Source organism: Pseudonocardia terrae, from assembly GCF_021343995.1.
Lineage (GTDB): Bacteria > Actinomycetota > Actinomycetes > Mycobacteriales > Pseudonocardiaceae > Pseudonocardia > Pseudonocardia terrae.
Window position 1 is genome coordinate 1 of record NZ_JAJTTE010000021.1, and the last position, 26,999, is coordinate 26,999.

31 protein-coding genes are annotated in these 26,999 nt (G+C 72.7%); 17 read left to right on the top strand and 14 right to left on the bottom strand.

Annotated elements, in window-relative coordinates; genetic code table 11:
* Positions 1-72: 72 nt before the first annotated feature.
* The 3 genes from LWC33_RS15730 to LWC33_RS15740 all read left to right on the top strand — a co-directional run bounded on the left by LWC33_RS15730 (position 73) and on the right by LWC33_RS15740 (position 3,049).
* A complete protein-coding gene (locus LWC33_RS15730) occupies positions 73-1,353 on the top strand; it encodes an MFS transporter (protein ID WP_233305132.1) in 1,281 nt (426 codons plus the stop codon).
* A gap of 19 nt (positions 1,354-1,372) precedes the next feature.
* Complete coding sequence (locus LWC33_RS15735) at positions 1,373-2,587, top strand: cysteine desulfurase-like protein (RefSeq protein WP_233305133.1); 1,215 nt, start codon at positions 1,373-1,375, stop codon at positions 2,585-2,587.
* 201 nt (positions 2,588-2,788) lie between these two features.
* Positions 2,789-3,049, top strand: a complete 261-nt coding sequence (locus LWC33_RS15740) for a hypothetical protein (RefSeq protein WP_233305134.1) — start codon at positions 2,789-2,791, stop codon at positions 3,047-3,049.
* Between the two features lie 15 nt (positions 3,050-3,064).
* Here LWC33_RS15740 and LWC33_RS15745 read toward each other — a convergent pair whose 3' ends face one another.
* On the bottom strand, positions 3,065-3,730 hold the full coding sequence (locus LWC33_RS15745; RefSeq protein ID WP_233305230.1) for a response regulator transcription factor: 666 nt from the start codon (positions 3,728-3,730) through the stop codon (positions 3,065-3,067).
* Positions 3,731-3,738: 8 nt separating this feature from the next.
* The gene (locus tag LWC33_RS15750) at positions 3,739-4,932 is read right to left on the bottom strand and encodes a sensor histidine kinase (RefSeq protein WP_233305135.1); all 1,194 of its coding nucleotides are present in this window, start codon (positions 4,930-4,932) and stop codon (positions 3,739-3,741) included.
* A gap of 191 nt (positions 4,933-5,123) precedes the next feature.
* Between LWC33_RS15750 and LWC33_RS15755 the strand changes: the two genes are divergently transcribed.
* Positions 5,124-5,564 carry a DUF1707 SHOCT-like domain-containing protein gene (locus LWC33_RS15755; protein ID WP_233305136.1) on the top strand — a complete coding sequence of 147 codons (441 nt, stop codon included), beginning with the start codon at positions 5,124-5,126 and terminating at the stop codon, positions 5,562-5,564.
* Here LWC33_RS15755 and LWC33_RS15760 read toward each other — a convergent pair.
* Positions 5,552-6,199 carry a class II aldolase/adducin family protein gene (locus LWC33_RS15760; protein ID WP_372476615.1) on the bottom strand — a complete coding sequence of 216 codons (648 nt, stop codon included), beginning with the start codon at positions 6,197-6,199 and terminating at the stop codon, positions 5,552-5,554. The genes LWC33_RS15755 and LWC33_RS15760 overlap by 13 nt on opposite strands.
* A gap of 271 nt (positions 6,200-6,470) precedes the next feature.
* On the opposite strand from LWC33_RS15760, the gene ldt-CoaP reads away from it, so the two are divergent.
* Positions 6,471-7,340: a L,D-transpeptidase gene (gene ldt-CoaP, locus LWC33_RS15765; protein WP_233305137.1), complete on the top strand. Its 870-nt coding sequence runs from the start codon at positions 6,471-6,473 to the stop codon at positions 7,338-7,340.
* A 20-nt stretch (positions 7,341-7,360) separates the two neighbouring features.
* Complete coding sequence (locus tag LWC33_RS15770) at positions 7,361-8,209, top strand: hypothetical protein (RefSeq protein ID WP_233305138.1); 849 nt, start codon at positions 7,361-7,363, stop codon at positions 8,207-8,209.
* A 139-nt stretch (positions 8,210-8,348) separates the two neighbouring features.
* Here LWC33_RS15770 and LWC33_RS15775 read toward each other — a convergent pair whose 3' ends face one another.
* Both LWC33_RS15775 and LWC33_RS15780 read right to left on the bottom strand, forming a co-directional pair.
* Entirely contained in the window at positions 8,349-9,365 is a 1,017-nt protein-coding gene (locus tag LWC33_RS15775; protein WP_233305139.1) for a DNA polymerase domain-containing protein, read from the bottom strand.
* 68 nt (positions 9,366-9,433) lie between these two features.
* A complete protein-coding gene (locus LWC33_RS15780; protein WP_233305140.1) occupies positions 9,434-10,009 on the bottom strand; it encodes a type 1 glutamine amidotransferase domain-containing protein in 576 nt (191 codons plus the stop codon).
* 170 nt (positions 10,010-10,179) lie between these two features.
* Between LWC33_RS15780 and LWC33_RS15785 the strand changes: the two genes are divergently transcribed.
* Entirely contained in the window at positions 10,180-10,563 is a 384-nt protein-coding gene (locus LWC33_RS15785) for a hypothetical protein (RefSeq protein WP_233305141.1), read from the top strand.
* 488 nt (positions 10,564-11,051) lie between these two features.
* On the opposite strand, the gene LWC33_RS15790 is transcribed toward LWC33_RS15785, so the two are convergent.
* Complete coding sequence (locus LWC33_RS15790) at positions 11,052-12,167, bottom strand: LLM class flavin-dependent oxidoreductase (protein ID WP_233305142.1); 1,116 nt, start codon at positions 12,165-12,167, stop codon at positions 11,052-11,054.
* A 536-nt stretch (positions 12,168-12,703) separates the two neighbouring features.
* On the opposite strand from LWC33_RS15790, the gene LWC33_RS15795 reads away from it, so the two are divergent.
* Entirely contained in the window at positions 12,704-14,110 is a 1,407-nt protein-coding gene (locus LWC33_RS15795) for an FAD-binding oxidoreductase (protein WP_233305143.1), read from the top strand.
* Positions 14,111-14,749: 639 nt separating this feature from the next.
* Here LWC33_RS15795 and LWC33_RS15800 read toward each other — a convergent pair.
* The 5 genes from LWC33_RS15800 to LWC33_RS15820 form a co-directional block, all read right to left on the bottom strand.
* Complete coding sequence (locus tag LWC33_RS15800) at positions 14,750-16,117, bottom strand: sodium/calcium exchanger protein (protein WP_233305144.1); 1,368 nt, start codon at positions 16,115-16,117, stop codon at positions 14,750-14,752.
* Positions 16,118-16,119: 2 nt separating this feature from the next.
* Positions 16,120-16,611: a universal stress protein gene (locus LWC33_RS15805; RefSeq protein ID WP_233305145.1), complete on the bottom strand. Its 492-nt coding sequence runs from the start codon at positions 16,609-16,611 to the stop codon at positions 16,120-16,122.
* 99 nt (positions 16,612-16,710) lie between these two features.
* The gene (locus LWC33_RS15810; RefSeq protein ID WP_233305146.1) at positions 16,711-16,902 is read right to left on the bottom strand and encodes a hypothetical protein; all 192 of its coding nucleotides are present in this window, start codon (positions 16,900-16,902) and stop codon (positions 16,711-16,713) included.
* Positions 16,899-17,324 (bottom strand): DUF5313 family protein, encoded by a 426-nt coding sequence (locus tag LWC33_RS15815; protein ID WP_233305147.1) that lies wholly within the window; start codon positions 17,322-17,324, stop codon positions 16,899-16,901. The genes LWC33_RS15810 and LWC33_RS15815 overlap by 4 nt, the downstream gene beginning before the upstream one ends.
* Before the next feature lie 42 nt (positions 17,325-17,366).
* On the bottom strand, positions 17,367-17,798 hold the full coding sequence (locus tag LWC33_RS15820; RefSeq protein WP_233305148.1) for an ATP-binding protein: 432 nt from the start codon (positions 17,796-17,798) through the stop codon (positions 17,367-17,369).
* Between the two features lie 191 nt (positions 17,799-17,989).
* On the opposite strand from LWC33_RS15820, the gene LWC33_RS15825 reads away from it, so the two are divergent.
* The 3 genes from LWC33_RS15825 to LWC33_RS15835 all read left to right on the top strand — a co-directional run bounded on the left by LWC33_RS15825 (position 17,990) and on the right by LWC33_RS15835 (position 19,538).
* Positions 17,990-18,526, top strand: a complete 537-nt coding sequence (locus LWC33_RS15825) for a DUF6328 family protein (RefSeq protein ID WP_233305149.1) — start codon at positions 17,990-17,992, stop codon at positions 18,524-18,526.
* 61 nt (positions 18,527-18,587) lie between these two features.
* A complete protein-coding gene (locus LWC33_RS15830) occupies positions 18,588-19,079 on the top strand; it encodes an SRPBCC family protein (protein WP_233305150.1) in 492 nt (163 codons plus the stop codon).
* A gap of 129 nt (positions 19,080-19,208) precedes the next feature.
* Complete coding sequence (locus LWC33_RS15835; protein WP_233305151.1) at positions 19,209-19,538, top strand: DUF4235 domain-containing protein; 330 nt, start codon at positions 19,209-19,211, stop codon at positions 19,536-19,538.
* 37 nt (positions 19,539-19,575) lie between these two features.
* Here the strand turns inward: LWC33_RS15835 and LWC33_RS15840 are convergent, their stop codons facing one another.
* Positions 19,576-20,052 carry a beta-class carbonic anhydrase gene (locus LWC33_RS15840; RefSeq protein ID WP_305080869.1) on the bottom strand — a complete coding sequence of 159 codons (477 nt, stop codon included), beginning with the start codon at positions 20,050-20,052 and terminating at the stop codon, positions 19,576-19,578.
* A gap of 175 nt (positions 20,053-20,227) precedes the next feature.
* Between LWC33_RS15840 and LWC33_RS15845 the strand changes: the two genes are divergently transcribed.
* A complete protein-coding gene (locus LWC33_RS15845; protein ID WP_233305152.1) occupies positions 20,228-20,830 on the top strand; it encodes a DUF3159 domain-containing protein in 603 nt (200 codons plus the stop codon).
* 21 nt (positions 20,831-20,851) lie between these two features.
* Here LWC33_RS15845 and LWC33_RS15850 read toward each other — a convergent pair whose 3' ends face one another.
* Positions 20,852-22,192, bottom strand: a complete 1,341-nt coding sequence (locus LWC33_RS15850) for a cation:proton antiporter (protein ID WP_233305153.1) — start codon at positions 22,190-22,192, stop codon at positions 20,852-20,854.
* Positions 22,193-22,394: 202 nt separating this feature from the next.
* Here LWC33_RS15850 and LWC33_RS15855 point away from each other — a divergent pair, with 202 nt between their 5' ends.
* Genes LWC33_RS15855 through LWC33_RS15870 form a run of 4 tightly spaced genes read left to right on the top strand, consistent with a single transcriptional unit; the run spans position 22,395 to position 25,212 of the window.
* Positions 22,395-22,706, top strand: a complete 312-nt coding sequence (locus LWC33_RS15855; protein WP_233305154.1) for a hypothetical protein — start codon at positions 22,395-22,397, stop codon at positions 22,704-22,706.
* 10 nt (positions 22,707-22,716) lie between these two features.
* Positions 22,717-24,234: a class I adenylate-forming enzyme family protein gene (locus LWC33_RS15860; protein ID WP_233305155.1), complete on the top strand. Its 1,518-nt coding sequence runs from the start codon at positions 22,717-22,719 to the stop codon at positions 24,232-24,234.
* Between the two features lie 16 nt (positions 24,235-24,250).
* Positions 24,251-24,448 carry a hypothetical protein gene (locus LWC33_RS15865; protein WP_233305156.1) on the top strand — a complete coding sequence of 66 codons (198 nt, stop codon included), beginning with the start codon at positions 24,251-24,253 and terminating at the stop codon, positions 24,446-24,448.
* A complete protein-coding gene (locus LWC33_RS15870; protein ID WP_233305157.1) occupies positions 24,445-25,212 on the top strand; it encodes an enoyl-CoA hydratase in 768 nt (255 codons plus the stop codon). Before LWC33_RS15865 ends, LWC33_RS15870 begins: the two co-directional genes overlap by 4 nt.
* A gap of 27 nt (positions 25,213-25,239) precedes the next feature.
* Here the strand turns inward: LWC33_RS15870 and LWC33_RS15875 are convergent, their stop codons facing one another.
* Positions 25,240-25,617 carry a VOC family protein gene (locus tag LWC33_RS15875; RefSeq protein WP_233305158.1) on the bottom strand — a complete coding sequence of 126 codons (378 nt, stop codon included), beginning with the start codon at positions 25,615-25,617 and terminating at the stop codon, positions 25,240-25,242.
* 68 nt (positions 25,618-25,685) lie between these two features.
* Between LWC33_RS15875 and LWC33_RS15880 the strand changes: the two genes are divergently transcribed.
* Positions 25,686-26,978, top strand: a complete 1,293-nt coding sequence (locus tag LWC33_RS15880) for an alpha-amylase family glycosyl hydrolase (protein WP_233305159.1) — start codon at positions 25,686-25,688, stop codon at positions 26,976-26,978.
* Positions 26,979-26,999: the final 21 nt, after the last annotated feature.

Sequence of the window (26,999 nt, forward strand, 5' to 3'; positions counted from 1 at the left end):
CCCCGGCCGACGTACCCTTCGCGCACATCGTGCCCGGATGTACCGATCAGAGCGGATCACACGGGAGTGCGGATGACCGAGACCGGCCAGCAGGCCACCACCGGCACACGCCATCGGCTACCGGTCAGAACGCTCGTCGCGGCCTCCATCGGCAACGCGATCGAGTGGTACGACTGGACGATCTACGCGACGTTCTCGATCTACTTCGCGACCCAGATCTTCCCGCCCGGCAACGCAGCACTGGCCCTGATCAGCACGCTCGCCACGTATGCGCTGGCCTTCTTCTTCCGGCCGCTCGGCGGGTTCCTGCTCGGCCGCTTCGCCGACGTCCGCGGTCGGCGCACGGCCATGATGCTGACGATCCTGCTGATGGCAGGCGGCTCGCTCGTGATCGCGATCCTGCCGACCTTCTCGATGGTCGGCTGGCTCGCCCCGGTCCTGCTGCTGCTCGCCCGCATCGCGCAGGGGATGTCGCTGGGCGGCGAGGTGTCCAACGCGTCGGCCTACCTCGGCGAGGTCGCCCCGCCGAACCATCGCGGTCGCTACTCGTCCTTCTTCTACATCTCCACCGGCGCGAGCGTGCTGATCGCGAGCCTGCTGGGCGTGCTCCTCGCCGGAACCCTGTCCGACGACCAGATCGCCTCCTGGGGCTGGCGGGTCCCGTTCCTGGTCGGTGGCCTGATCGGCGTCCTCGGGCTGTGGATGCGCCGGACGATCCCGGAGACCGAGCAGTTCGAGACCAACAAGGCCAAGGCCAAGACGCTCAAGAACCCGCTGCTCACCACGCTGCGCGAGCACCCGAAGGCCGTCGGCCAGCTCGTCGGCTTCACCCTGCTCTCGACGCTCTGCTACTACACCTTCTTCTCCGCACTGACCCCGTACGCCACCAAGTCCCGCGGCGCCGACCCGTTCGACGTGTTCCTCGCGCTGTCGATCGCCACGCTGCTGTTCTGCCTGCTCCAGTACCCGATGGGCGCGCTGTCGGACCGGTTCGGCCGCAAGCCGCAGCTGCTGGTGTGGTCAGGGGCGACCGCGCTGCTGATCGTGCCGCTGTCCGCACTCGTCCGGCCCGGGGTCACCGGCCTGCTCGTGGTGTTCTGCGTGGGGCTCGGGCTCTACACGATGATGACCTCGATCGCGCCGGCGATCATGAGCGAGCTGTTCCCGACGGAGCTGCGCGGGCTGGGCATCGGCGCCTGGTACAACCTGACGGTCGCGCTGTTCGGTGGCACCGCGCCGCTGCTGATCCAGTGGTTCGGCGGGGCGTTCTTCTGGTACGTCGCCGTCGGTGCGGCGATCGCGTTCCTGACCGTGCTCACGCTGCCGGAGACGAAGGGCACGGTCCTGCGGTAGCCGTGCCAGGGTGGGAGGCGTGAGCCAGCCTGCGAGCTACGACGTCGCCGCCCTCCGCGCCCAGTTCCCCGCGCTGAAGTCCGGGACCGCGCACTTCGACGGTCCTGGCGGCTCGCAGACGCCCGAGCCGGTGGCCCGGGCGGTGTACGAGGCGCTGGTCGCGCCCATCGCCAACCGCGGCACGGTCACCAAGGCCGAGCGGCACGCCGACGGGATCGTGTTGCGGGCCCGGGCCGCGATGGGGGACCTGCTCGACGCCGACCCGCGGGGGATCGTGTTCGGGCGCAGCATGACCCAGCTGACCTTCGACCTCGCACGCACACTCGCCGAGACCTGGCGGCCGGGGGACGAGGTCGTCGTCACGCGGCTGGACCACGACGCCAACATCCGGCCGTGGGTGCTCGCCGCGGAGACCGCCGGCGCCACGGTGCGCTGGGCGAACTTCGACCCCGAGACGGCCGAGCTCACCGCGGCCGACGTCGCCGCCGTGCTGTCGCGCCGCACCCGCCTGGTCGCGGTGACGGGCGCGTCGAACCTCGTCGGCACGATCCCGCCGGTCGCCGAGATCGCCGCCCTCGCGCACGACGCCGGCGCACTGACCATGGTCGACGGGGTGCACCTCACCGCGCACGCCGGGATCGACGTCTCGGAGCTCTGCGCGGACTTCTACGCCTGCTCGCCCTACAAGTTCCTCGGTCCGCACTGCGGGGTGCTGGCGGCCCGGCCGGAGCTGCTGGAGGAGCTGCGCCCCGCGAAGCTGGCGCCGAGCAGCGACGACGTCCCGGAGCGGTTCGAGCTGGGCACCCTGCCCTACGAGCTGCTCGCCGGCACCACGGCCGCGGTCGACTTCCTCGCCGGGCTCACGGGCTCCCAGGCCGATCGGCGCACCGCCCTGCTCGAGACGATGAGCGCGATCCGGGCGCACGAGGAGCCGCTGCGCGAGCGCATCGAGCAGGCGCTCGCCGAGCTGCCCGGCGTGCGCCTGCGGTCCCGCGCGGCGCACCGCACCCCGACGCTGCTCGTCGAGTTCACCGACCGGAACCCGGCCGACGCCTACCGCTACCTCGCCGAGCGCAGGATCAACGCCCCGGCCAGCTCCTTCTACGCCCTCGAGGCCAGCCGCCGGCTCGGCCTGGGCGACACCGGGTCGTTGCGGATCGGCCTGTCCCCGTACACCGACGACTCCGACGTCGACCGGCTCCTCGACGGTCTCGCCTCGTTCGTGGCCCTCTGACGCGCCCGGCCACGGCCGGGTGAGCCCGGGATCACAGAGCGGCCACCCGCAACGCGGTTGCGGGGGAGCGCCCAGCGCCCCGCCGCGTCCACGGAGGCCGCTGCGGCACGGCCGGCCGGACGGTTGGCGGCGATCTCCCGTGGCCGTTACGGTCGCCCGCGGCGTGGCCGCCTCGGCCGCCCGTGACCTGGGGGTTCTCCTATGACGAGCGCAGCCGCACTGGGCGAGCTGCTCCTGAGCCGCAGCCTCGACGACCCCGAGCTGCAGGCCGTCAAGGACACCGACGGCCCCGGGGGCCGGGTCCCGGCCACCACCCCGGACCTGCCGGTGGACCGGCTGGCGTGCGAGCTGCTGCCCACGGCCAAGAACGTCCGGGAGTTCCGGGTGGTCAACGGTTTGACCCGCGGCGCGCTCACCGACGCATTGGCCGACAAGGACGCCGGCACCGTCGTCCACGCGTGACCCCGGCCGGTGCGGTCAGGCCAGCCAGCCCGGCCGCACCAGCCCGGTCTCGTACCCCAGCACCACGAGCTGAGCGCGGTCCCGCACGCCCAGCTTGACCATCGACCGGCTGACGTGCGTCTTCGCCGTGGCCGGGCTGACCACGAGCTTCTCGGCGATCTCGTCGTTGGACAGACCCGCCGCGACCAGCGCGAGCACCTCGCGCTCGCGGCCGGTCAGCGCGTCGAGCCTGCGGTCGGGCGCGGGCGGGCGGGACCGCGCGGCGAACTCCTCGACGAGCCGGCGGGTCACGCCGGGCGAGAGCAGCGCCTCCCCGGCGTGAACCACCCGCACCGCGTGCAGCAGCTCGGCCGGCTCGGTGTCCTTGACCAGGAACCCGCTCGCCCCGGAGCGCAGCGCCTCGAAGATGTAGGCGTCCTCGGCGAAGGTCGTCAGCACGACGACCCGGACGCCGGACAGCCGCGGATCGGCCACGATGTCCCTGGTCGCCGCGAGCCCGTCGCGCCCGGGCATCCGGATGTCCATGAGCACGACGTCGGGCCGGGTGTCGCGGCAGACCCGCAGCACCGCCTCGCCGTCCTCGGCCTCGCCGGCGACCTCGAGGTCCGCCGCCGATCCGAGCAGGGCCCGGAACCCGGCCCGGACCAGCGCCTGGTCGTCGGCCAGCACGACCCTGATCACGCCGGCACTCACCCTGCCTCCTCCTCGCCCGGCGGCCCCACCGGCGCCGGGCGGGGACCGGTCAGGGGCAGCACCGCCTCCACCCGGAACCCGCCGCCCGGGGCCCGTCCGTGGGACAGCGTGCCGCCCAGGGCGGTCGCGCGCTCGTGCATTCCGACGAGCCCCGCGCCGCCCTCGCCGGCCCGGGCGGACGGGCCCGCACCGTCGTCGTCGACGACGACCCGGAGCGCGCCGCCCACCTCGGTCACCTTCACCAGCGCGCGGGCCGCCCCGGCGTGCTTGCGGACGTTGGTCAGCGCCTCCTGCACGATCCGGTAGGCGGCGAGGTCGACGCTCGGCGGCAGGGCCCGGACGTCGGCGTCGACCGCGGTGCTGACGGCCAGGCCGGCGGCCTCGTTGTCGGCCACGAGCCGGTCGAGCATCCCCAGCCCGGCCGTGGGCGCGCGCGGCGGCTCGTCGTCCACCCCGCGCAGCACCCCGAGGGTGGAGCGCATCTCGCGCAGCAGGTCCCGGCTGGCGTCCTTGATCGTGGCCAGCGCCCGCCGGGCCTGCTCGGGGTCGTCGTCGAGCAGGTAGAGGGCGACGCCGGCCTGCACGTTGATCAGCGAGACGTGGTGGCCGAGCACGTCGTGCAGCTCGCGGGCGATCCGCAGGCGCTCCTCGCCGGCCTGCCGGCGCGCGGTCTCCTCGCGGGCCGCCCGGGCCTGGGCGCGGCGCTCGGTGCGGGCCCGCCACAACTCGCAGCCGGCGACGTATGCGGCCAGCCACGCCAGCCAGCCCAGTCGGCCCTCGATCCCCGCGAGGCCGCCGCGGACCCCGATCTGGATCGCCAGCCCGGCGAGCACCGCGACGACGGTGGTGGCGTAGGCGACCCGCCGGTGCCCGTGGACGATCGCCTCGGCCAGCGCGACCAGCGAGGGCACGACCACGGGCCCGAACGGGTAGCCGAGGGCGAGGTAGACCAGCAGCACCGCCGTGCAGGCGACCAGCACCGCGGGCGGGTGCGCCCGGCGGACGACGAGCAGCAGCGGGCCCAGCACGATCAGCGCGATGCCGAGGGCGTCGACCGGGCGAGCCGTCGGCACGAAGCGCGACACGTTGAGCTCGGCGACCAGCCCCACGACCAGCCAGGCGGCCGGGGTCAGGACGGTGTGCGGCACGCTCTGCCACGAGCGCCGCAGCAGGCCGACCAACCAGGACACACCCGCACCCTAGAGCGCGGCGCGACCCGGTCGCCTCGGTCCGCGGGGGACCTCCGGCGTACTCCCGGGGGCGTACGCCACCGCCCTGCGGACCCCCTCGCGGGGCAGTGCAGGTCCCGCCCGCGGGGCGACGTGCCCGGCGCCACTCCCCGGCACCGTGGAGGCACACCACGCGAACACCTGGGGACATCGTGAACGAGAGCACCGACCGCGCCGATCGCACCGAGAGCACCGTCCGCACCGACCTGCGGCTCTCCGACGCCGACCGCGAGGCCGTCGCCGACCGCATCCGGGCGGCCGCCGCCGAAGGGCGGCTGACCCTCGAGGAGGCCGACGAGCGCCAGCAGGCCGCCTACGCCGCGAAGGTCGAGGCCGACCTGCTCCCGCTGACAGCCGACCTGCCGGCCCCGCCGCCCCCGCCGCCGGGCCTGCGGACCCTGTCGCCCGACGCCCGGCGCCGGCTGATGATCCACGCCGGCATCGCGCTGGCCGTGGTCGCGATCGTCCTGGTGCGGTGGGTGGCCGGGCCGGTGTCGTTCTTCTGGCCGGGCGGGCCGATCTTCTGGATCGCCGTCAGCGTCGCGGCGCACTACTGGTTCGCGACCCGCCGGCGCGCGGCTCAGCCGCGCTGAGCGCCGGGCTGCCCGTAGGTCCGCAGCTGCTCGCCGACGGCGGCCAGCTCGTCGTCGGCGAGCAGTGTGGGCTCGCCGAGCAGCCGCGCCTGGTGGTACAGCCGGCACAGCCACTCCAGCGTCACGGCCCGGTCGAACGCCCGGGCGAGCGTGTCGCCGCAGGTCGTGGCGCCGTGGTTGCGCAACAGGACCGCGCTGCGCCCCGCCATCGCCCGCACGCTCGCCTCGGCCAGCTCGGCCGACCCGTACCGCTCGTACGGCGCGACCCGCACCGGGCCGCCGAGCTGCATGACCAGGTAGTGGATGCCCGGCAGCTCGTCGACCAGCGTGGACAGCGCCGTCGCGTACAGCGGGTGCGTGTGGACGACGGCCCGCGCCCCGGTCCCCCCGTACACCGCGAGATGCATGGGCAGCTCGGACGAGGGGACCGGCCCCTCCTCGACCGCGTGCCCGCCGAGATCGACCACGCACACCCCCGCCGGGGTCAGCGCGTCGTAGTCGACCCCGGTCGGCGTGATCGCGACCAGGTCGCCACGGCGCTCGCTCACGTTGCCCGAGGTACCCACCGTGAGCCCCGCGGCGGCCATCCGCCGGCAGCACTCCACGATCCGCACCCGCTCGTCCGCCAGCAGCACACCGTCTCCTGTCACGCTCCGTCATCCCTTCGCGGCAATGGTAACCGTCCGTGGTGCGGTCGTGACACCGCTCGGCACTCCGGCGATCGGGCGAGCGGCACGATCCGACCGCCCGTCGCGGGATCGACTCCGTCCGTCGGAACGCGGTGCGACCGTTGCGCGCCAGGCGTCACCTGTTCGTGGAGCCGGTCGTTCATCCGATCGTGCACAGCGCGTCGGAAACCTCCCCGGTCCGCACCGCCGCCCCCGCCAATCGGTCATGGGGTGCGTGATGGCGAACCACACCCTGCCCCCGCGGACCCGCCGGTCCGCCCCGCGCCGGCGTTCCCGGTCCGGGCTCGTCCTCTGGGCCGGCTTCGGCGTCGTGGCCGCGCTGGCGATCGTCCTGGTCGTCGGGCTGCTGCTCGGCGGCGCCCCCTCGCCGCTCGCGCAGCAGGGCGGCCCCTCGCCCTCGGGCACCGGCCCGGTCGCGGCGGCCGTCGACCCGGCCGCGCTGCAGGAGAGCACCACCTACACGACGCTGCAGGGCACCGTGCCCGACCCGGCGCCGCAGCAGACCACGGACGGCCGGGTCGCGCACCCCGTCCGGGAGACCATGGTCCACGACGCCCCGGGCGGCACCCCGATCGCCCGAATGCCGGTGACGCAGATCGGCGACACGTGGCTCCCCGTGATCGCGCAGCAGGGCGACTGGGCGCAGGTCCTGCTGCCCTCACGGCCCAGTTCCTCGACGGGCTGGCTGCCGATGGCCGATCTCGACGTGAAGACCACGCCCTATCGCATCGCCGTGCACCTCGGCTCCATGAAGCTGGAGCTGTTCGAGGACGGCACCCGGATCGCGCAGTGGACGGTCGGCATCGGCAAGCCCTCGGCGCCGACCCCCACCGGCCGCACCTTCCTGCTCGGCGCGTTCAGCGACGACCAGCAGAAGTACTCGCCGGTGATCCTTCCGCTGGGCACGCACAGCCCCACGCACGACACCTTCGGCGGCGGTCCGGGGACCGTCGCCATCCACACCTGGCCGACCGCGGACGTGTTCGGCACCCCCACCAGCGACGGCTGCATCCGCGTCCCCGCGGACGCGCTGCGCCAGCTCCAAGAGGTGCCCCTCGGCACGCTCGTGACGATCGACGAAGCATGATCACGAAAGGGACCCGACGCGTGAAGACCTCCAAGTTTGCCGGTGCCGGTGCGGCCGCGGTGGGTGCGGCCACGGCCGCGGCGGTGCTGCTGCTCGGCTCCACCGCCGCGTCCGCGGAACCCACCGTGGACTCGTCCGCGTACGTCTTCCGGACGGACGGCCTGCTGTCGATCAGCCCGAGCCCGTACGCCGAGTCGCGCGACGGCGACCACGACCGGCAGAGCGTGGCCGACGTGGCCGCACTCCCGCTGCACGGCAAGCCGGGTATCGGCCTGTCGGCGCTGGTCGCCGAGGCCGAGGGGCACCGTGCCGAGGCGACGGTGGCGAAGGTGAACCTGCTCGACGTTCTCAGGGCCGAGGCCTTCCGCACCTGGTGCGACGGCGCGGACGGCGGGTCCGCGGGCGTCGACCTCGTGAACGCCTCGGTCCTCGGGACCCCGGTGAAGGCGCCGGCCGAGGAGCAGAAGTTCGACGTGTCGCCGCTCCTGCAGATCACGCTCAACCAGCAGGACCGGGACGACGACTCGATCACGGTCACCGGCTTCACGCTCACCCTGCTGCCGAACCGGGACGACCCGAAGCGCCAGCTCAACAAGGAGGAGCAGGAGGTCGCACCGGAGCTGATCGGTCTGGTCACCGGGCAGCTCCCGGACCTGCAGAAGACCCCGCTGAAGACGGTCGACGACCTGGTCAAGGCGCTCTCGCCGAAGGGTGACCTGCTGAAGATCACGGTCGGGTCCGTGACCTGCGCCCTGGAGGAGAAGGCGAAGGACCACGCGGCCGAGCCGGTGGTGAAGAAGCACGAGCCGGAGCCCGGCGAGGCGCCGCGCCCCGAGGTCGTGCGGAAGAACCTGCCCGTGACCGGCTGAGGGGCCTCAGCGGGCGTTCTCGCGCACTCCGGTCCCATAACGCGAGCTCCGGGCCTGCTGGAGCGCGTCATGGTCCCATGACGCAAACTCCGGGCCTGCTGCGGTGCGGCCCCGGCCCCGCCCGTTCCCGGGAACCTCCTCAGCCCTTGCGGGCCTCGTCGGAGGCGGTGTGCTCGGAGGCGGCGTGGTCGGAGGCGGTGTGCTCGGAGGCGGTGTGCTCGGAGGCGGCGCGCTTGCGCCGCTTGCCCTCGTGCATCGCCTGGACCCGGGCGACGGGGATCGCGTGCCCCTCCTCGAGGAGGTCGGCCGGGAGCTCCTGCGGAGCGGGCAGCGCCTCGGTCCAGGAGGGCCGGTCCGCCAGCAGGTCCGGCGCGGTGCGGAGGGTGAAGTCGGTGGGGGAGACCTCGTCGAGCTCGTCCCAGCGGAGCGGGAACGACACCGGCAGGCCGGGCCGGACGCGCGGGCTGTAGGCGGCGACCACGGTCGCGCCGCCCGCGCGGGTGGAGTCGACGAACACCTTGCCCTCGCGCTCCTCGCGCAGGAACGCAGTGGTCGCGATGCCGGGGTCGAGCCGCTCGGTCCGCGCGGCCAGCGCGCGGGTGGCGGCCGCAGCGTCGTCGAACGGGGTGGGGGCCAGCGGGACGACGACGTGGACGCCCTTGGAGCCGCTCGTCTTCACGGCGCCGGTCAGCCCGGACCCGGCGAGCGCCTCGCGCACCAGGTGGGCCACGGCGACGACGGCGGGAAAGCCCGCTCCCTCGGGCGGATCCAGGTCCAGCACCAGCTGGGAGGCCCGGTCCGCGCCCACGGTGAACAGGGCCGGGTGGTACTCGACGGACCGCTGGTTGGCGAGCCAGAGCAGGGTGCGCCGGTCGTCGCAGAGCGCGTAACGGACGTCGCGGCCGGTCTGCGAGCGGATGACCGTGCTGCGGACCCAGTCCGGGGTGTAGCGCGGAAGGTTCTTCTGCATGAACGGTTCCTGGCCCGGCCGCACCCGGATCACCGAGAGCGGCCGGTCGGCCAGGACGGGGACCATCCGGTCGGCGACGACGTCGAGGTAGTCGACGAGGTCCCGCTTGGTGGCGGGGTCCCCGTCGACGAGCGCGGAGTCCAGGCTCGAGAGCGCGACTCCCGCCCGTTCCTCGCCCGCCGTCACGCCGGCCCCTTCATGAGCACCTCGTCAACAGGGTCATGCAGGCATCATGGCCCGGCGCGGCGCCGGGGTCACGCGGTCGCGCCCTCCGGGTGGACGGAGTGCTCGCCCTCCGCGAACTCCTCGACGATCTTCGCGCAGAAGGCCTCGAGGTCGCCGGGGTTGCGGCTGCTGACGAGACCCTGGTCGGTGACGACCTCCTCGTCGACGGGGTTGCCGCCCGCGTTGCGGATGTCGGTCCGCAGGCTGGGGAACGACGTCAGCGTGCGGCCCTTCACCAGGTCCGCCTCGACCAGCGTCCACGGGCCGTGGCAGATCACGCCCACCGGCTTGCCGGCGGCGAACACGTCCTTGACGAACTTCAGCACGTCCTGGTCCATGCGCAGGCGATCGGCGTTGACGGTGCCGCCCGGCATGATGAGCGCGTCGTAGTCCGATGCCGAGACCTGCGACGCCACCTTGTCCACCGGGTAGACCCCGCTCGGCGAGATGTCCGAGTTCATGGCCTGGATGGCGTCCGTGGAGATCGACACGATCTCGGTGGTGGCCCCGGCGTCCTCGACCGCCTTGCGCGGCTCGGTCAGCTCGACCTCCTCGACGCCGTCGGTCGCGAGGATCGCGACGCGCTTGCCGTCCAGTGCACCCATCGTGGCTCTCCTCTCCGGACCGCGGTGCGTCCGCGGCCTCGTGACCGGCGATACCCGGTCACACGGTGCGCAACCCGCCCGTGATGTGTCATGGTGCGGGCGACGCACGTTGAGCAGGCAGCGGCGCAGCCGCCCGCGCCGGCCGCGGGACCACCGACGAAGGGGTCGACGTGCGTACCTCCACCGAGCCCGTGATGGCACTGCTGCGGGTGAAGGCACCGGCAGACGTGGATCCGCACGTCCTGGAGGCCGCGCTCACGCGCGCGATCTGCACGGACCCCGACCGCCCGCTCACCGCCGAACTGGAGTGGGTCCCGGCGTGGCGGCCCGCCGCACGGACCGCGAAACGGCGGTTCGTGTACGTCGCGGTGCTACGCGGGCCTCGCCGGTCCGAGGCGGAGGACCTGACCGCGGCCGCGGAACGGTCGGCGAAGCGGGCGCTGAAGCGCATGTACGGCAAGGCCGCCGGTGCGAAGGCGCGACCGGCGGAGGACCCGGAGCTCGAGCCCTTCTGGTGCGCCTTCCGCGGCACCCCGCACAAGGTAAACGCCTGACAGTAGTCACCGCCCGACGGGTCACTGCATTGGTGAAAGCGGTGGCGAAGGGGCGCGAACTTGACGATTTCCGCAGGTCACGGGCTCGACCGCCGCGGCGCCAGTGGCCGCAGTGCGCGCCCAAGCCTGTTGTATGCGGATGGGCTCCGCGCCGGCGACGCCGTCTATCCGGCGGGAGAGTGAGCCGCCCGTGAGCGCGAGGCCCTCGACGCGCGCCCGCCCTGCCGGGATTCCTGCACCTGCACCCGGCCGATCCAGTGGCTCAGGTGATCGCCGCCGAGCTCGCCGCCCGGCACGGAGGCGGCCAGTGCCGCCACGGTGTTCGACCGGGCTGCCGCCGCGAGCGCGCCCAGCGGTGCGCCGAACAGGACGCCAGGACAGCGACACAGGGACAGCTGCGCGGCGACGGGCCGCCTGACCGCCCTCAATTGACCCCCTGCTCCGGCTGCACCGACGAACTCACCGAAGGCACGCTCGGCTGCTCTTGACTACGTAATTCTGGGCGTCTTGAAGACCGGTGCCGTCGTCTTGATCAAACGACCCAGCTCTGCCAGCTCCGCGGTCCGCGCCATCGCTTCCTCGGCACCACCGGCAAGTCCGGTCATATTCATCAGGATCGGATGTTCGAGTCCCGCTTCTGCGTACCCGCGCAGGCGCTCTGAAACCTCCGTGGGAGAACCGAGGAACACATATTCCTCTAGTAGCTCGAACGGAATTTGCGGAGCGAATTCACGAAGCTTCCGCGGGTCGAGCTTGTGCGGAATGATGTCAATATATGCGCGGTTGCTCCCGCCGGAAGGGTTCTCCAGCCCGTACTTCTCCCATGCTGGCGCGGGCGCCATCCATAGGGCGAAGAGCTTGGCCATCGGCTGGGCCTCGAACATTCCCCGGATTCGATCGCGGCTCTCGCCGAGGACGAGGAAGACGAACAGCCCGGACTCTGGTTCCGAACGCCCGGCCTTCCGCGCGTGCTCCGCGACGGTCGCCTTCAGTTCCCTGTACTCCTCTGGAGTCGAGGCGTCCACCGGGAGCCACCCGTCGGCATATTCGCCGGTCAGGCGCAACATTCGAGGCCGATGGGCGGCCACCCATATTCGCGGTGATCCAGCTTCGGACTTCAACGGCAGGCCCAAACGTCCGACGTTATCTGGCATGTGGCCGACGTCTAGCAGATGCCGCAGGGTTGCCAGGAAGTTTTCGGTGCGACCTACGGGGTGATCGAAGGGATAACCGAACGGCACGAGATTCTCGGCTTCGCCAGATCCGACGCCAAGGTTGAAGCCGCCCTTACATAGGTGCTGAAGACTGAGGGCTGCCCGAGCGATGTCGGGTGCTGCCCGGCGGATGCTGTCTGTAACGGCAACCCCTAGGGGAAGCTCGGTCCGACGCCCGAGCCAGGAACACGCACAGAAAGGATCAAAGATGCCGTCGGGATCCGGAGCCATCTCGGCGAAACCTATATCTCGATATAGATCCGGATGGAAGACGCCCAGCATGTGATCGAACACCCAGAGGGAGTCCGCGTCGATGGCATGGGCACCGTCCAATATCATGTCCATGACGGCCGACGGGTAGAACGGTGACGCGACGACTCCGAGTCTCATTGACCTTTCCTCTCTACTCCTCGGTCGTCCGGCCACATAGTCCGGCGCCCCTGACCCGGCGACTTGAGGCCGGAGATCAGAGCGCGGTGGTGGCCTTCGGGCGGTAGGCGGCTCGAGCCGCGGTCCTTGGGCCCGAGCACGATCCGGGCGGCGGTGGTTCGGTCGCTGGCCTTCGTCACGTCCGGATCGGATCCAGGTCTTCGTGGTGTAGCAGCAGGAGGGCGCGCACTTCGCCATCCGATCTTCTTGTCCTTTCCAACCGCTCAGGTTGTCCCTTCCGCTGTCCGCCGTCGCTGCGTAGAAGTACGTACGTCACTGTGCCTCGGCACTGCGCGGATCCCACCGGCCGAGACCTGATCGGCTCGAAGACGTGTGGTCAAGCCTGGGCGAGGACAGCCATCTTCACGGGAAAGGTCCAGGCGCGAAGCGCCGCGCGCACGCCCAATCGAGCCCTACTTGCCGTGATCTCGGAATGAGGAGGATATTTCGGCGCGCGCCACCGCTCGCGTGGCCTGAACTGAAGGAGGGGGCAATCAATGGACCATGAGAGGCAGTCCACGGCATCCTTCGACTCGGCAGCCGATCTCTTGAAATCGGATCTTCGCGGTGATCTCGTTCGGATCAGGGACGCGGACTACGAGGACGCCCGGCGGATCTACAACGCGATGATCGACCGCCGACCGGAGGTCATCGTTCGTTGCGCCGGCGTCGGTGATGTCATTGACGCGATCAAATTCGGTCGAGCACACGGTCTGCCGATCTCCGTCCGCGGAGGCGGGCATAATGTTACCGGTAATGCCCTGGCGGATCGCGGCTTGACGATTGATCTGTCCTTGATGAAGGGACTGCGAATCGATCCGCGCCTCAGGATCGTGCGGGCAGAAGCCGGGCTGACCTGGCTGGAGGTCAACCACGATCTGCAACACTTCGGGCTTGCGGCTGCCGGGGGCTTCGTGGGAACGACCGGGGTCGCGGGCCTCACCCTGGGCGGCGGACTCGGATGGCTGGTCCGAAAGCACGGCCTCGCCTGCGACAACCTGGTCTCGGCCGACATCGTGACCGCCGACGGGCGCTTCCTGCAGGCCAGCAAGGAAGACAACCCCGACCTCTTCTGGGCCATCCGAGGTGGTGGCGGCAACTTCGGGATCGTTACCTCATTCGAGTTCGAGGTCCATCCGGCCGGTACCGTCCTCGCCGGACTGGTCATCCATCCAGCCTCTCGCGCTCGCGAGGCCATGAAGTTCTGGCGAGACTTCGAGACAACGGCGCCGCGGGAACTGACTACCGGCGCGCTGCTGTTCACAGCACCTCCCGCACCATTCGTGCCCGAAGATGCCCAGGGGACACCGGTCGTCGGCATCGGCGGGGTCTTCACCGGCGACCTGGAGGTCGGGGAGAAGGTGCTGCGGCCACTTCGTGACTGGGGGTCGCCGGTCGCGGACATCATCGAGCCGATGCCTTACAGCGCCGCACAGACGATGGCCGACGCATTATGGCCGCACAACTTCCAGAACTACTGGAAGTCGGACTTCCTGAACGGGCTGCCTGACGACGCTATTGACACAATGGTAGCCAAGTTCTCGTCCGTTCCGTCAGTGATGACGACAGTCGTCATCGAACACAACGGAGATGGCGCGATGAACGACGTCAGGCGCGGCGATACCGCCTTCTGGCACAGGGACTCTTCTTATAACCTACTCGTCACCTCCATGTGGGAGGATCGGCGGAACGCCGAGGAGAACATCTCCTGGACCAAAGACTTCGTCGAAGCGACCGCACGGTTCGCCAGTGGCGGTGTCTACGTCAATTACCTTGGCGAGGAGGGGTCGGACAGGATCAGATCGGCTTTCGGCTCCAACTTTGATCGGCTCACTGCGGTCAAGCAGAAATACGATCCGGAGAATGTTTTCCGACTGAACCAGAACATCGAGCCCGCTGACTAGATCACCGCTGCGAGGGCTCTCAGGGTCGGGCGGGAAATGTCGCAAGATCTGCGTGCAGGGACCCAGGGGCAGCGGCGGTCCCGGTCGCGACGATCCCGACGGCCGTGTCGACGCCGACGCGGCGATCACCGGCCGACGACAGCACCGTTCAGTTGGCCTCCGGTCGGGGCGACACCACGCTGGCGCTAGCAACGACGGCCCGGGTGAGGAAGCCTGCCGCAGCACCGGCTGCTTGTGGCAAGGCAGGTGTGCACAAATGGCCCGGCACGTATGAGCGGGCCACACCACCACTACGCAGGTGCCCGAAGCACAGTGGCCGCGGCAGAGTGTCGCCAGGCGATCGGCCCGTCGGCCCGGGCCGGGGCTGCGTCGTTGTCCGGGTGCAGCGACGCCCAGTGCGCGTCCGCCTCCCGGTAGGCCGAGGTCACGGTTGTGTGATCGGCGAGCGCCACTGCGTCGTAGGTCCGTGCGGTCAGCAGCGCGGCGATCTCGTGCGCCTTTTCAGGCGTCGCTTGCGCTCGAGACCCGAGCTCGAGGCGCGGCGGACCCACACGACCAGGAACCCGTCGAGTACCCGCTCACCGAGCATCGGCCGGAACCATTGCCGGAAGCGCCGGGCGACCACGGCCCGGCCGCGGGTCAGGCCGCCTCCTCGGCCAGCCGGTACGGGTCGGTGCGCAGGCCGTCGCGCACCCGCCGGGGCAGCGCCCTGCGGTGCCGGACGAGCTGCGCCACGCCGAGCAGCACGTACACCCCGGAGAGCACGAGCGACACGGTGTGCACGGTCGGCGTCGGCAGCGAGATCGACGTGCCGAACTGGACCGCGAACAGCACGACGAGCGCGACGGCGCCGCGCCAGGTCAGCCCGAGCGTCACCAGGAGGCTCACCGCGAAGAAGGACTGCGTGCCGGTGAGCAGCAGCTCGACGCGCTGCTGGTCGTCGAGCGGCAGGCCGTGCAGCGACCCCGACGCGATCGCGAAGACCAGCGGGAGCGTCCCGACCAGCAGCGTCCACTGGTTGACCTTGCTGGAGAGCAGGGTGCCGAGCGAGTCGCCGGCCCGGAGCCGGCGGGCGTAGAGGCAGGCGACGATCAGCTCGGGGGCCTCGCTCGCCAGCGGCGCCACCCACTGGACCAGCACGAACCGGTCGACGCCGAGCTGGGAGCCGGTCTCGACCAGCCCGTCGGCGAAGTGCTCTGCGCTCGCCAGGATGATCAGCGCGGCGAACGCGAAGAGCGCCCCGTAGAGCCACCGCCGGCCCGCCGTCGGGCGTCGAGCCACCCACTCCGCGCTGCCGTGCAGGTCGGGCTCCTCCGCGGGCCCCTGGGCGAGGCGGACCGCGTAGCCGACGAACACCGCGACGAGGACCAGCGTGTCGATCATGGTCAGGGTGCTGCGCAGCGGGAGCGTCAGCGAGTAGAGCGTGGCGATCCCGAGGAACACGACCTCGGCCGACAGGGTGCGCGGCAACCGGACACCGGCGCGGCCGCCCTCGCGCCCGCCGTCCGCCCGGCGGCCCTGCCGACGGGCGGCGAGGACCGCGACCAGCACCACCAGCGGCCACCCGATGCCGACCAGCACCCGGTTCGCGCCGGTCATGTTGGCCAGCGCCAGCGAGCAGGGGTTGCTGCCGCCGGGATCGGGCACGCACTCGCCCTCGGCGGAGAAGACCTCGCCCGCCCGCATCGTGAACACGAAGTCGACGGCGTACTCCGGCAGCACCGCGAGCAACGCCAGGATCGCGAGCGCGAGGCCGGCGCTCATGTCCACCTGCGCCGCCTCCCCGGCCCAGGAGAGCACGAACGCGGCGCCGACGATCGCCAGCCCGTAGACGGCGACCGCGGCGGGGGCGGGGAGCGCGGGCTGCGGCAGCCCGAGCAGGCTCGCCGCACCCAGGTAGAGGCCGGGCAGCGCCACGACGACCGCGGCGACCAGGGGCAGCGGTGGGCGCCGCCCGGGGGAGTGGCCGGGGTCGCCGCCGCCCCCGGCGTCGTCGGAACGGGCCACGGTCAGCGCCCGGCCACCGGGACGAGGACGACGGGGCACCGGGCGTGTTCGGTGCACCGCCGCGTCACGTCGTCGAGCCGGCCGCCGACGTGCCCCAGCACCAGCAGCCGGGCCGCCGTCGCGTGCCCGAGCAGCACCGTCGCGGGGTCGCCGCGTTCGTCCACGGTCCGGATCTCCACCCCGTCGCCGGTGTCCCCGAGGACCTCGTCCAGCCAGCCATCGCGGTCCTCGGCGAGGAGGACGACGTCGACGACGACGTTCCGCGCCCGCGCTTCGGCCACCGCCCAGCGCAGCGCGGCCCGGGACTGCGGCGACCCGTCGAGCCCGACGACGAGCGCCCCGACCGGCGTCGCCGGCGCCGGGGTCGTCAGGGTCTCCGGCGGCGCGTCGGGACGCAGGGCGTCGTGCTGGTCGCGGGGATGGAACCCGGTCTGCGGGTCGTGCTCCTCGCGGCGCCCCGGCACGCCGCCCGGGTCCGACAGGGTCGGGATCATCGCGCTCTCCTCCGGGCCGATCGTGCGCGGCGGTCGATCCGGCCCGGTCGTCGGGGCCGGCTCGACCCGGTCGGGTGGGGTCGGACCAGGTGGGCCCGGTCAGTCGGACGGCTCGGTGCCGGGCCCGTCCTCGGCGTCGGCACCCGGCTCGACGTCCTGGCGGTGGGCCGGGCGCGGGTCGCTGTCCTCGTCGCGGGACTGGTCCACGCGGTGCCCGACCACCTCCTCCTCGAGCCGGTCGACCGTCTCCTCGGTGCGGGTGGGGTCGGTGTGGTCGGCGGGGTCGGTCATCGGGAGCCTCCGGTCGTCGAGGTGGGGGTGCGCGGCGGGCCCGTCGGCCCGCCGGGACAGGAGCCCGGCCCGCGTCGGCCGCGGCGGCGCTCGCGACGGGTCACGGCCGCGGTGCCCTCCGGGTACCCGGCCTTGATCGCCCGGTGCTCCGCGGCGGCCTCGACGAAGGCCACCGAGTAGAGGAGGCCGATGACCGCGCCCATCACCACCGCGGTCGCCCGGATCCCCGGGGAGCCCGGGACGAGCAGGTAGAGGGCGACGCCGAAGGGGGCGATCTGCACGACGGCGCGGACCAGGTGCCGGAGCACCCAGGTGGGGGCGGTGACGTCGTGCAGCACCCACGTCCGGTGCCGGGCGGGGAGCCCGGCGCCGAACGCATAGGCCAGCCAGCGCAGGGGGCCGGGGCGCACGATCTGGGTCATCTCACGGGGTACCCGGTGCGCGTGCGCCGAACCGTGCCGGGCTCAGGCCGCGAGCTCGGCGTGGATGGTCTTCCCGGGCTGGTCGGCGTCGGACCCTCCGTGCACCTCGTACCCCCAGTCGCGGCACACCGCCTGGACGACGAGCAGTCCGCGGCCGCGGGAGGCGTGCGGGTTCATGCCGCGCGGCTCAGGCGGCGTGGGGCACTGGTCGCGCACCGCCACGTACAGCCTCCCCGGTGCCCGGTGCAGTTCGATCTCGAAGGGCGTGCCCGCGTGATCGACCACGTTCGCGACCAGCTCGGTCACGACGAGCAGCACGTCCTCGGCGGTCTCGCCCTCCACACACCACGCCCGCAGCACCGGGCCGAGCCGCCGGCGCACGCCGGCCGGCACGTCGGGAGCGGGGCCGTAGCTCCAGCACACGTGGTCGTCGGCGGCGTCGTCCTGCGCCGCCGCCGTCCCGGTCGAGGTCATCCCGCACCCCCCTTCTCACATCCGTCGTCCCTCGACCTCGGGCGTACCCCCTCGGCCTGCGCCGCATACGCACCCGACGGGATCCACCCGTCACGCCGTCTCGGCGCCCTCTCGCTCACCCGTTCGTGTGAAAGCGGAGGAAACGGGTACAGGAGGGCGGGTCCGGGAGGCGGCGACGGGAGGAGCGACACATGTCCGTGGCGGCGACGGTCACCGACGAGACCGAGGACTGGAACACCCGGCACCGCGCCGAGGGGCCACTGAACCGCGCGGACCGGAACTTCGCGGAGCTGCTGCAGGAGCTGCGCGTCGTGTTCACCGGCGTCCAGATCCTGTTCGGCTTCCTGCTGACGCTGTCGTTGAGCGATCGCTTCAAGGACCTCGACGCCATGCAGCACGCCCTGTTCGTCGCCACCCTCGCGGGCGCGGCGACGTCGTCGACACTGATCGTGGCGCCCGTCGCGGCGCACCGGATCCTCTTCCAGCGCAACCGCAAGCGCGAGCTCGTCCGGCACGGTCACCAGCTGGCCCTGGCCGGGCTGTGCTCCCTGGCGCTGACGCTGTCCGCGGGGCTGATGCTGGTGCTGGACATCGCGGTGGGCCGGCTCGCGGGCATCGTCGGGACCGCGACGCTGCTGACGGCGACGGCGATGCTGTGGGTGCTGGTGCCGCTGTACCTGCGCCGCGACTCGCGGGCCGCGCCCGCCCTGCCCGATCCCGAGGGATGAGCGCGGACACCGCCCGATCGGCCCACGTTTCGGTCGCGGCCGCGGGTGCAACCCCGACGACATGACCACCAACGTTCAGGACAGCATCGACGTCGAGGTCCCGGTCAGCACCGCCTACAACCAGTGGACCCAGTTCGAGTCGTTCCCGCGGTTCATGGGCGGGGTGGAGCGGATCGAGCAGACCGGCGCCACCCGGACGCACTGGGTCACGAAGATCGCTGGTGTCACGCGCGAGTTCGACGCCGAGATCACCGAACAGCACCCGGACGAGCGGGTGGCCTGGAAGTCGGTGAACGGCCCGAGCCAGGGCGGTGCCGTCACCTTCCACCGCCTCGACGACAAGCACACCCGGGTCACCCTGCAGCTCGACTTCGAGCCGGAGGGCGTCGTCGAGAAGGCCGGGGACGCGCTCGGCATCGTCGGCAAGCAGGCCAAGGGCGACCTCGGTCGCTTCAAGGAGTTCATCGAGTCGCGCGGCGCCGAGGAGGGCGCGTGGCGCGGTGACGTCGATCGCGCGCCGCAGCACGGGGAGATGCCGCCGCCGCCCGCGTGACGGCGGAGCGATCCCGACCGACCACGACGGCCCGTCCTGCCGGGGACGGGCCGTCGTCGTGCACAGCGGGTGATCGGCCGCGCGGGCCGGTGGCGTGTGATCGAGCGCGGCGCCGGGTACGTGCCCGGCATGAGCGGCACGAAGAAGACCGACCACAAACCCGCCGAGCTCGGCGACGACCTGCCCGGCGCGCTGAAGCTCGCGTACAAGCCGGTCGGCCTGGTGTCGGGGGTGCTCGGCGGGCTGATCGCCGGGCAGGTGTTCAGCCTGGTGTGGAAGCGGGTCTCGAAGGAGCCGGAGACACCGCAGCCGCTGTCGCGCGACTACGGCACCAAGGAGGTGCTGCTCGCGGCGACGCTGCAGGGCGCGATCTTCGGCCTGATCAAGACGGCGGTCGACCGGTACGGCATGAAGGCCTACCACCGGTTCGTCGACAAGCCGCGCCCGGCCACGCGCTGAGACGCGGCCGGGCGGGACGGGCCGGACGGACGGGGGGTCAGACGACCTCGTTGAGCTTCCCCGTGGCGACGTCGAAGACGAAGCCCCGGACCGAGTCCTTGCGCGGGACGAACGGGTTGGCCCTGATCCGCGCGACGGACTGGCGGACGTCGTCGTCCAGGTCCGGGAAGGCCTCCGCGGCCCACCCCGGCTTGATGCCGGTGTCCTCCTGGATCGAGCGCGTGAGGTCGTCGTCGGTGAAGGTCAGCATGCCGCAGTCGGTGTGGTGGATGAGGATGATCTCCTCGGTGCCGAGCAGCCGCTGGCTGATGGCCAGGGAGCCGATCTCGTCGTCGGTGATCACGCCGCCGGCGTTGCGGATGACGTGCGCCTCGCCCTCCTCCCGCGACCGGGACACGAGCGGCCGCGCGGCGGCCCGGGCTACTGCCCACGACGGGGCGCGGCTACGCGGCCCGCGGACAGAACTCGTCGAACTGGCACACGCGGCGGCTCGGCCGAAGAACTCGAGCCGCATGCGCATCACGCGAGGAGTCAACCGCACCCGCGGGAGGCCGGGCAACCCGCGCCTCGGTGCCGTCGTCACTCGGTCGCTGTATCGACAGCGCCGCCCCGGAGCGCTTCACTCCGTTTCCCTCGCTGACGCCGCCCGGCGACAGCCGCGGGTCCTTGCCGACGGAGCGGAGGCCCCCATGGACCAGCGCGTCGAGAACGACCTTCGCCAGCCCTCGCTCGTGGAACGCGTGGCGCAGAACCCGGTCGGCGGCTTCCTGCCCTGGATCATCTTCTGGGTGGTCGCCAACAGCCCGAGCACCTGGGAGTACGGCGCGATCGGTGCGGCGCTCGCCGCGATCATCCTGGCCGTCCCGTCCACCCGGAAGCACCGGACGAAGCTGCTCGACGTCGTCACGATCGTGTTCTTCGTCGGGCTCGCCGTCGCCGGGGCGGTGGTCGGCGCGCACGACCGCGACGTGCTCGACACGTACTCCACCACGATCTCGAGCGGCGTGCTCGGACTGGTCGCGCTGATCTCGCTGGCGTTCACGCCGTTCACCGAGCAGTACGCCCGGGAGTCCACGCCCGAGGAGGTGTGGTCGACTCCCGAGTTCACACACGTGAACCGGGTGTTGACGCTGGTCTGGGGGATCGCCTTCCTCGTCACGGCGCTTCTCGGCTACATCGCGGCGCGGCTGCCCTCGACCAGCGACTGGACGGACTGGATCCTGCCGATCGTGGTCCTGGTGGGGGCCTTCAAGTTCACCCGCTGGTACCCGGAGCACAGGAGCCGGCGCTGAGCGGAGCCGTCCCCGGGCCGGTCACGGCTCCGTTCCCCGCCGCCACCACCGGCCCCGGGAGCCCCTCCGCCCGACCGGTGCGACGGCCGGGCCGGGGCCGCCCGGCGGGGCGGACCCGGCGACGTCGGTCGTGCTGTCGGACCCGGTGACGTCGGTCGTGCCATCGGCCTCGGCGGCCGCGGTCCGGCCGTAGTGCCGGGCCACCACCCCGGTCGACAGGCCGTGCACGACGATGCTCGCGACGATGGTGACCACGGTGACGGCGAGCACGAGGTCCTTCTCCGGCCCCTGCAGCTCGATGAACGCGAGCATGCCGAACACCAGGGTCGCGATGCCGCGGGGCCCCGCCCAGCCGAGGACGAGCCGGTCCTTCGCGGAGACGTCGGTGCGGATCAGTGCCACGACGACGGGCAGCACCCGGGCGACGGTCAGCGCCAGCAGCGAGTACAGCACGATCTGCCAGGTGATCGCCCCGCCGCCGAGGGTGTGGTTGACGATCGCGCCGAAGATGAACCACATGGCCAGCGAGAGCAGCGTGCCGACGTCCTCGACGAGGTGCAGCGTGCCGGGCGGCAGCCGGCGCGCCTCCGGCTCGAAGAACACCCCGGCCACGAAGGCCGCGACGAAGCCGTTCCCGCCCACGAGGACCGCGACGCCGTAGGCGAGCAGGGGGAGCGCGAGCACCCCGATCCGCAGGGCGGAGGACTGCGTCCAGCCGGAGTCGACCGCCCGGCGCAGGATCCGCGCGGCCGCGGCGCCGACGACCGCCCCGGCCAGGATCGCCATGACCAGCGACGGGAGGGCGTGGAGCGCGGCGTCGGCCAGCCCTTCGCCACCGGCGGGGGTGGCCCCGGCGAGGGCGAACAGGAAGACCGGGGCGATGAGGCCGTCGTTGAGGCCGCTCTCGGCGTTGATCACCTGCCGCAGCCGTTCCGGGATCCGCCGGTCCCGGACGACGGCGATGGCGGGCGCGAGGTCGACCGGCATCACGACCGCGGCGAGCACGAGGAGGAGCCAGAAGCCGGCGCCGCCGAACAGGGCGGCGCCGAAGAGCCAGGCGGCCAGGACCGACAGGGGGAGGGCGATCAGCAGGAGCCGCAGCGTGAGCCGGGGCTGGCGGCCCAGGATCCCGCCGGGGATCTCCGTCGCGTCGGTGAACAGCAGGATCGCCAGGATCCCCTCGACCACGTGCTCCGACGGCTCGAAGTCGATGTCGAAGATGAACACCGGGGCCGGCCCGGCTGTCAGGGCGACGCCGGCGGCGAGCATCGCGAACGGCATCGTGACGCTGAAGCGGGCCAGCCTGCCGGCGACGAGCGCCCACGCGAGCAGGATCAGCATGATGACGACGAGCGCGAGCATCGGTCCCCCAGCTGTCGGGCCCAGCGGCGTTCGCCGGGAGTCTGGCACCCGGCTGCTCGCGGCTCCACGGGTTCGCGTGAACGGGTGATCTCCGGCCGGTCTTCCCCACCGCCGCTCCGGATGGCATTGTGACGCTGACGTCACACTCTCATTCGGGGCCGCCCCACCGGGCGGCCCGCTCGTCGACACGGAGGGCGCCGCGATGAAGCCGCGCATCGGCACGACCCTGGCCAGCACGACCGACGCCACGACCGCGGTCGTGGTGCGATGGGGGGACGCGGACGTGGAGGTGACCTGCGGGGGCGCGCCGATGGTGGACGCGAAGGGCCCGGAGGCGGGCACCACGCACCCGGCCGACCCGGACCAGCAGGCTGGCACCCGGATGGGCAAGCGCTACGCCGATCCCGACCTCGGCATCGAGCTGCTCTGCACCAAGGCCGGCGCCGGGACGCTGGCGGTGGGGGGCACGCCACTGCCGCTCAAGGACGCCAAGCCGCTGCCGGCGTCGGACTGAGGCGGCCGCGGTGAACCTGTCGGTGCTGCTGGACATGGCGGCCGAGGGCTTCGGTGACCGGATCGTGGTCGGCACGCGGGCCGAGGGGCTCACGGCCGGGCGGGTGCGGGAGCTGGCCGCGGGCGGTGCGAGCCTGGTCGCCGGGGCCGGCGCGGACGCGGTGCTCTACCTGGCCGTCAACGGTCCGGCGTTCCCGGTGGCGCTGTTCACCGCGGCGCGGGCCGGGGTACCGCTGGTGCCGGTGAACTACCGCCTCGGCGCCGCGCAGCTCGACCACCTGCTCGCGCAGCACCCGAAGGCGCTGGTGGTGGCCGACGCCGCCCAGGCCGCCGCGGCGCAGCGGGCGGGGCTGGGGTTCCGCACCCCGGAGGAGTTCCTGCGCGACGCCGCCGCCGCGGCGGAGTCGGCGCCGGCCGAGGAGGGGTTCGTCGACCCGGACTCGGCCGCGGTGATCATCTACACCTCGGGCACCACCTCGGCGCCCAAGGGCGTGGTGCTGCGCCACGCCAACCTCGTCTCCTACGTGTTGGGCACGGTGGAGTTCGCCGGTGCCGACGAGGCGGAGGCGGCGGTGATGAGCGTGCCGCCCTACCACATCGCGGCGGTGTCGAACGCGCTGACCAACCTCTACGCGGGCCGCCGGGTGCTGGTGCTCGAGTCGTTCACCCCGGCCGGCTGGATCGAGCTGGTGCGCCGCGAGGAGGTCACCAACGCCATGGTCGTGCCGACCATGCTGGCGCGGATCATGGACGAGCCGGGGCTGGAGCGGGCGGTGCCCTCGCTGCGGTCGCTGGCCTACGGCGGGGCGGCGATGCCGCGCCGGATCGTCGAGCAGGCCCTGCGGGAATGGCCGCACGTCGGGTTCGTCAACGCCTACGGGCTCACCGAGACCTCCTCGACGATCACCGTGCTCGGCCCCGCCGAGCACCGTGCCGCGCTCGACTCGACCGACGAGGCGGTGCGGGCCCGGTTGTCCTCGGCCGGGCAGGCGGTGCCCGGCATCGAGATCGAGGTCCGCGACGAGGACGGCGCCCCGGTGCCGGCCGGTATGCCCGGGCGGATCTGGGTGCGCGGCGAGCAGGTGTCCACCGAGTACGCCGGACGCGGCTCCTCGCTCGACGGCACCGGCTGGTTCGACACCCGCGACCAGGGCCGGCTCGACGCCGAGGGCTACCTGTTCATCGAGGGCCGGATCGACGACACGATCATCCGCGGGGCGGAGAACATCGCCCCGGCCGAGATCGAGGACGTCCTGCTGGCCCACCCGGACGTCGCCGACGCCGTCGTGGTCGGCGTGCCGGACGAGGAGTGGGGCCAGCGCATCGAGGCCGTCGTCGTCGCCCGCCCGGGCACCGACCTCGACGCCGCCGCGCTCGACGGGCTGCGCGAGACCGTGCGGGCCACCCTGCGCAGCTCCAAGACCCCCGACCGCATCCACGCGTGGCCCGAGATCCCGCGCACCCCCACCGGCAAGCTGCTCCGCCGCGACGTTGTCGCCGGCCTCGCGCCCGCGGAGCAGGTCCGTTGAGCGCCCGGAGGTCCCGGTGAAGATCGACACCAGCCTGCCCCTCACCGGGCCGGCGAACCCGCGCGAGGCCACCCGCCATGCCGAGGAGGCCGGGTACGACGGTCTGCGGGCCGCCTCGGCGAGGAACTACACACCCTGGGACGCGGACCCCGCGCTCGTCACCGGGATCGCGGCCGAGGTGCGCACGGGCGCGCCCGCAGGAGGACAGGCATGAACGTCGTGCACATCGAGGACCGGGGCGCCGTCCGCGTCGTCCGGATCGACCGGCCCGAGGCCCGCAACGCCTTCAGCGGCGAGGTGATCTCGCAGCTTTACCGCGCGCTCGTCGAGGCCGACGCCGACGAGGGCGTGCTCGCCGTGGTGCTGACCGGGGCCGACCCGGCCTTCTGCGCGGGCGTCGACCTCAAGCAGGCCGCGGTCGAGGGGGAGGCCTACTTCCGACGGCACCGGGACGAGCCGGTGATCGCGCAGACCGGCCGCATGCGCAAGCCGATCATCGGGGCCGTCAACGGGGCGTGCTTCACCGGCGGTCTGGAGCTGGCGCTGGGCTGCGACTTCCTCGTCGCCTCGGAGCGGGCCGTCTTCGCCGACACCCACGCCCGGGTCGGCGTCCGGCCGGGCGGCGGGATGACGGCGCGGCTGCCGAGCGTGGTCGGCACGGCCTGGGCCCGGCGGATGTCGTTCTGCGGCGAGGTGGTCGACGCCGCCCTCGCGCTGCGGATCGGACTGGTCACCGAGGTCGTGCCCCACGAGCGGCTCCTGGACCGGGCCGTCGAGCTCGCGACCGCGGCCACCGAGCCGCCTGCCGACGTGCTGCAGGCGGTCAAGCGCATGTACGTCGAGGGCTCGGGGGCGCCGGTGCTGGCGGCCCTGGAGACCGAGCGGGCGATCGCCGAGGCGGGGTCGACCGACCTGGCCGCGCTGGAGGAGCGGCGGCGGGCGGTGATGGCCCGCAACCGGGCGCAGCTCGCCCCGTGAGCTCCCGTCAGTGCTCGTCAGTGCTCGTCAGTGCTCCAGGACCAGGCAGAACGGGTGCCCGGCCGGGTCCAGGTAGACGCGGAAGTCCTTCCCGGGCTGCACGTCGTGCTTGCGCGCGCCGATCGCGAGGACCCGGGTCTCGCCCTCGTCGAGATCCGGGACGTCGAAGTCGAGGTGGGCCTGCTGCGGGTGCGCGTCGCCCGGCCAGTCCGGCGGGGTGTGCCCGGGCGCGAGCTGGAAGGCGAGCGTGGCCCCGCCGCCGGACACGAGCTCCACCCACTCGGTGCCGGGGGCCTCGTCGCTGGGGCGGATCGGCCATCCCGTGATCGCGGAGTAGAAGCGGGCGAGGCCCAGCGGGTCCCGGGTGTCGAGGGCGGCCAGGGAGAAGGTCGCGATGGCGGTCATGGCCCGACCGTAGAGCGGCAGGGGCGTCCGGCCCAGCGAGTTCCGCCGTCGTGGGGAAGGCTGGCGGCATGCACGACCGGTGGATCGACCACGCGATCTGGTGGCACGCCTATCCCCTCGGCTTCGTCGGCGCCGAGCGCGACGCGCTCCCGCCCGGCAGCCCCGTCGCACACCGCCTCGGACACTTCGAACCCTGGCTCGACCACCTCCTCGAGCTGGGGTGCTCCGGGCTCGCGCTCGGGCCGGTCTTCGCCTCCGAGTCCCACGGCTACGACACCGTGGACCACTTCCGGATCGACTCCCGCCTCGGCGACGACGCCGACTTCGACACCCTGGTCGAGGCGGCGCGGTCGCGGGGAGTGCGGCTGCTGCTCGACGGGGTGTTCAACCACGTCGGCCAGGGGTTCGCGCGGTTCCGCGCGGCGGAGGAGGGCGACGCCGGGGCCCGCCGCTGGTTCCACTGGGAGGGCGACGCCCCCGCGACCTTCGAAGGGCACGGCCGGTTGGTCGCGCTGAACCACGTCGAGCCCGCCGTGCAGGAGCACGTCGCCGCCGTCATGCGGCACTGGCTGGGCCGCGGCGCGGACGGCTGGCGGCTCGACGCCGCCTATCAGGTCCCGACGGCGTTCTGGCGGGCCGTGCTGCCGGGCGTTCGCAAGGAGTTCCCCGACGCCTGGTTCGCCGGGGAGGTGATCCACGGCGACTACGCCGCGATCGTCGCCGAGTCCGGGATGGACTCCGTGACCCAGTACGAGCTGTGGAAGGCGATCTGGAGCGCGCTCAACGACCGCAACCTGTGGGAGCTCGCACACGCCCTCGACCGGCACTCCGCGATGGTGGAGTCGTTCGCGCCGCTGACCTTCGTCGGGAACCACGACGTCACGCGGTTGGCGAGCCGGCTGGACCGCACCGACCACATCGGGCACGCCGTGGCGGTGCTGATGACGGTCGGTGGCGTGCCGAGCCTCTACGCGGGCGACGAGCAGGCCTTCACCGGGGTGAAGGAGGAGCGCGAGTTCGGCGACGACGCCGTGCGCCCGCCCTTCCCGGACACCCCCGCCGGGCTCGCCCCGTTCGGCGCCCCGGTGCAGGAGCTGCACCAGCGGCTGATCGGGATGCGCCGCCGGCATCCGTGGCTGGTCCGCGCGCGCACGAGCGTCGAGCACCTCACCAACACCACGATGGCCCTGCGGTCCACCGGGCCCGGCGGCGAGGCGCTCGTGGCCCTCCTGTCCGTCGACGACGAGCCCCGGCGTTTCCCCGACGGACTTGCGGGGCAGACGCTGGAGGATGCGCGGGGCGGCACGCCGGAGGACGCGCTCCTGCTCCCGCCGCACTCGTGGCGCGTGCTCGCCCCGTGAGACCCGCCGACCTGCTGGAGG

Excerpts from the sequence above, each read along its gene's own strand:
- LWC33_RS15830 (WP_233305150.1), top strand. The coding sequence starts at position 18,588 with ATGACCACCAACGTTCAGGACAGCATCGACGTCGAGGTCCCGGTCAGC.
- LWC33_RS15835 (WP_233305151.1), top strand. The coding sequence starts at position 19,209 with ATGAGCGGCACGAAGAAGACCGACCACAAACCCGCCGAGCTCGGCGAC.
- LWC33_RS15870 (WP_233305157.1), top strand. The coding sequence starts at position 24,445 with ATGAACGTCGTGCACATCGAGGACCGGGGCGCCGTCCGCGTCGTCCGG.
- LWC33_RS15875 (WP_233305158.1), bottom strand. The coding sequence starts at position 25,617 with ATGACCGCCATCGCGACCTTCTCCCTGGCCGCCCTCGACACCCGGGAC.
- LWC33_RS15855 (WP_233305154.1), top strand. The coding sequence starts at position 22,395 with ATGAAGCCGCGCATCGGCACGACCCTGGCCAGCACGACCGACGCCACG.
- LWC33_RS15780 (WP_233305140.1), bottom strand. The coding sequence starts at position 10,009 with ATGGGTGCACTGGACGGCAAGCGCGTCGCGATCCTCGCGACCGACGGC.
- LWC33_RS15730 (WP_233305132.1), top strand. The coding sequence starts at position 73 with ATGACCGAGACCGGCCAGCAGGCCACCACCGGCACACGCCATCGGCTA.
- LWC33_RS15815 (WP_233305147.1), bottom strand. The coding sequence starts at position 17,324 with ATGACCCAGATCGTGCGCCCCGGCCCCCTGCGCTGGCTGGCCTATGCG.
- ldt-CoaP (WP_233305137.1), top strand. The coding sequence starts at position 6,471 with ATGGCGAACCACACCCTGCCCCCGCGGACCCGCCGGTCCGCCCCGCGC.
- LWC33_RS15825 (WP_233305149.1), top strand. The coding sequence starts at position 17,990 with ATGTCCGTGGCGGCGACGGTCACCGACGAGACCGAGGACTGGAACACC.
- LWC33_RS15880 (WP_233305159.1), top strand. The coding sequence starts at position 25,686 with ATGCACGACCGGTGGATCGACCACGCGATCTGGTGGCACGCCTATCCC.
- LWC33_RS15790 (WP_233305142.1), bottom strand. The coding sequence starts at position 12,167 with ATGAGACTCGGAGTCGTCGCGTCACCGTTCTACCCGTCGGCCGTCATG.
- LWC33_RS15850 (WP_233305153.1), bottom strand. The coding sequence starts at position 22,192 with ATGCTCGCGCTCGTCGTCATCATGCTGATCCTGCTCGCGTGGGCGCTC.
- LWC33_RS15820 (WP_233305148.1), bottom strand. The coding sequence starts at position 17,798 with ATGACCTCGACCGGGACGGCGGCGGCGCAGGACGACGCCGCCGACGAC.
- LWC33_RS15805 (WP_233305145.1), bottom strand. The coding sequence starts at position 16,611 with ATGATCCCGACCCTGTCGGACCCGGGCGGCGTGCCGGGGCGCCGCGAG.
- LWC33_RS15810 (WP_233305146.1), bottom strand. The coding sequence starts at position 16,902 with ATGACCGACCCCGCCGACCACACCGACCCCACCCGCACCGAGGAGACG.
- LWC33_RS15740 (WP_233305134.1), top strand. The coding sequence starts at position 2,789 with ATGACGAGCGCAGCCGCACTGGGCGAGCTGCTCCTGAGCCGCAGCCTC.
- LWC33_RS15795 (WP_233305143.1), top strand. The coding sequence starts at position 12,704 with ATGGACCATGAGAGGCAGTCCACGGCATCCTTCGACTCGGCAGCCGAT.
- LWC33_RS15840 (WP_305080869.1), bottom strand. The coding sequence starts at position 20,052 with ATGCGGCTCGAGTTCTTCGGCCGAGCCGCCGCGTGTGCCAGTTCGACG.
- LWC33_RS15845 (WP_233305152.1), top strand. The coding sequence starts at position 20,228 with ATGGACCAGCGCGTCGAGAACGACCTTCGCCAGCCCTCGCTCGTGGAA.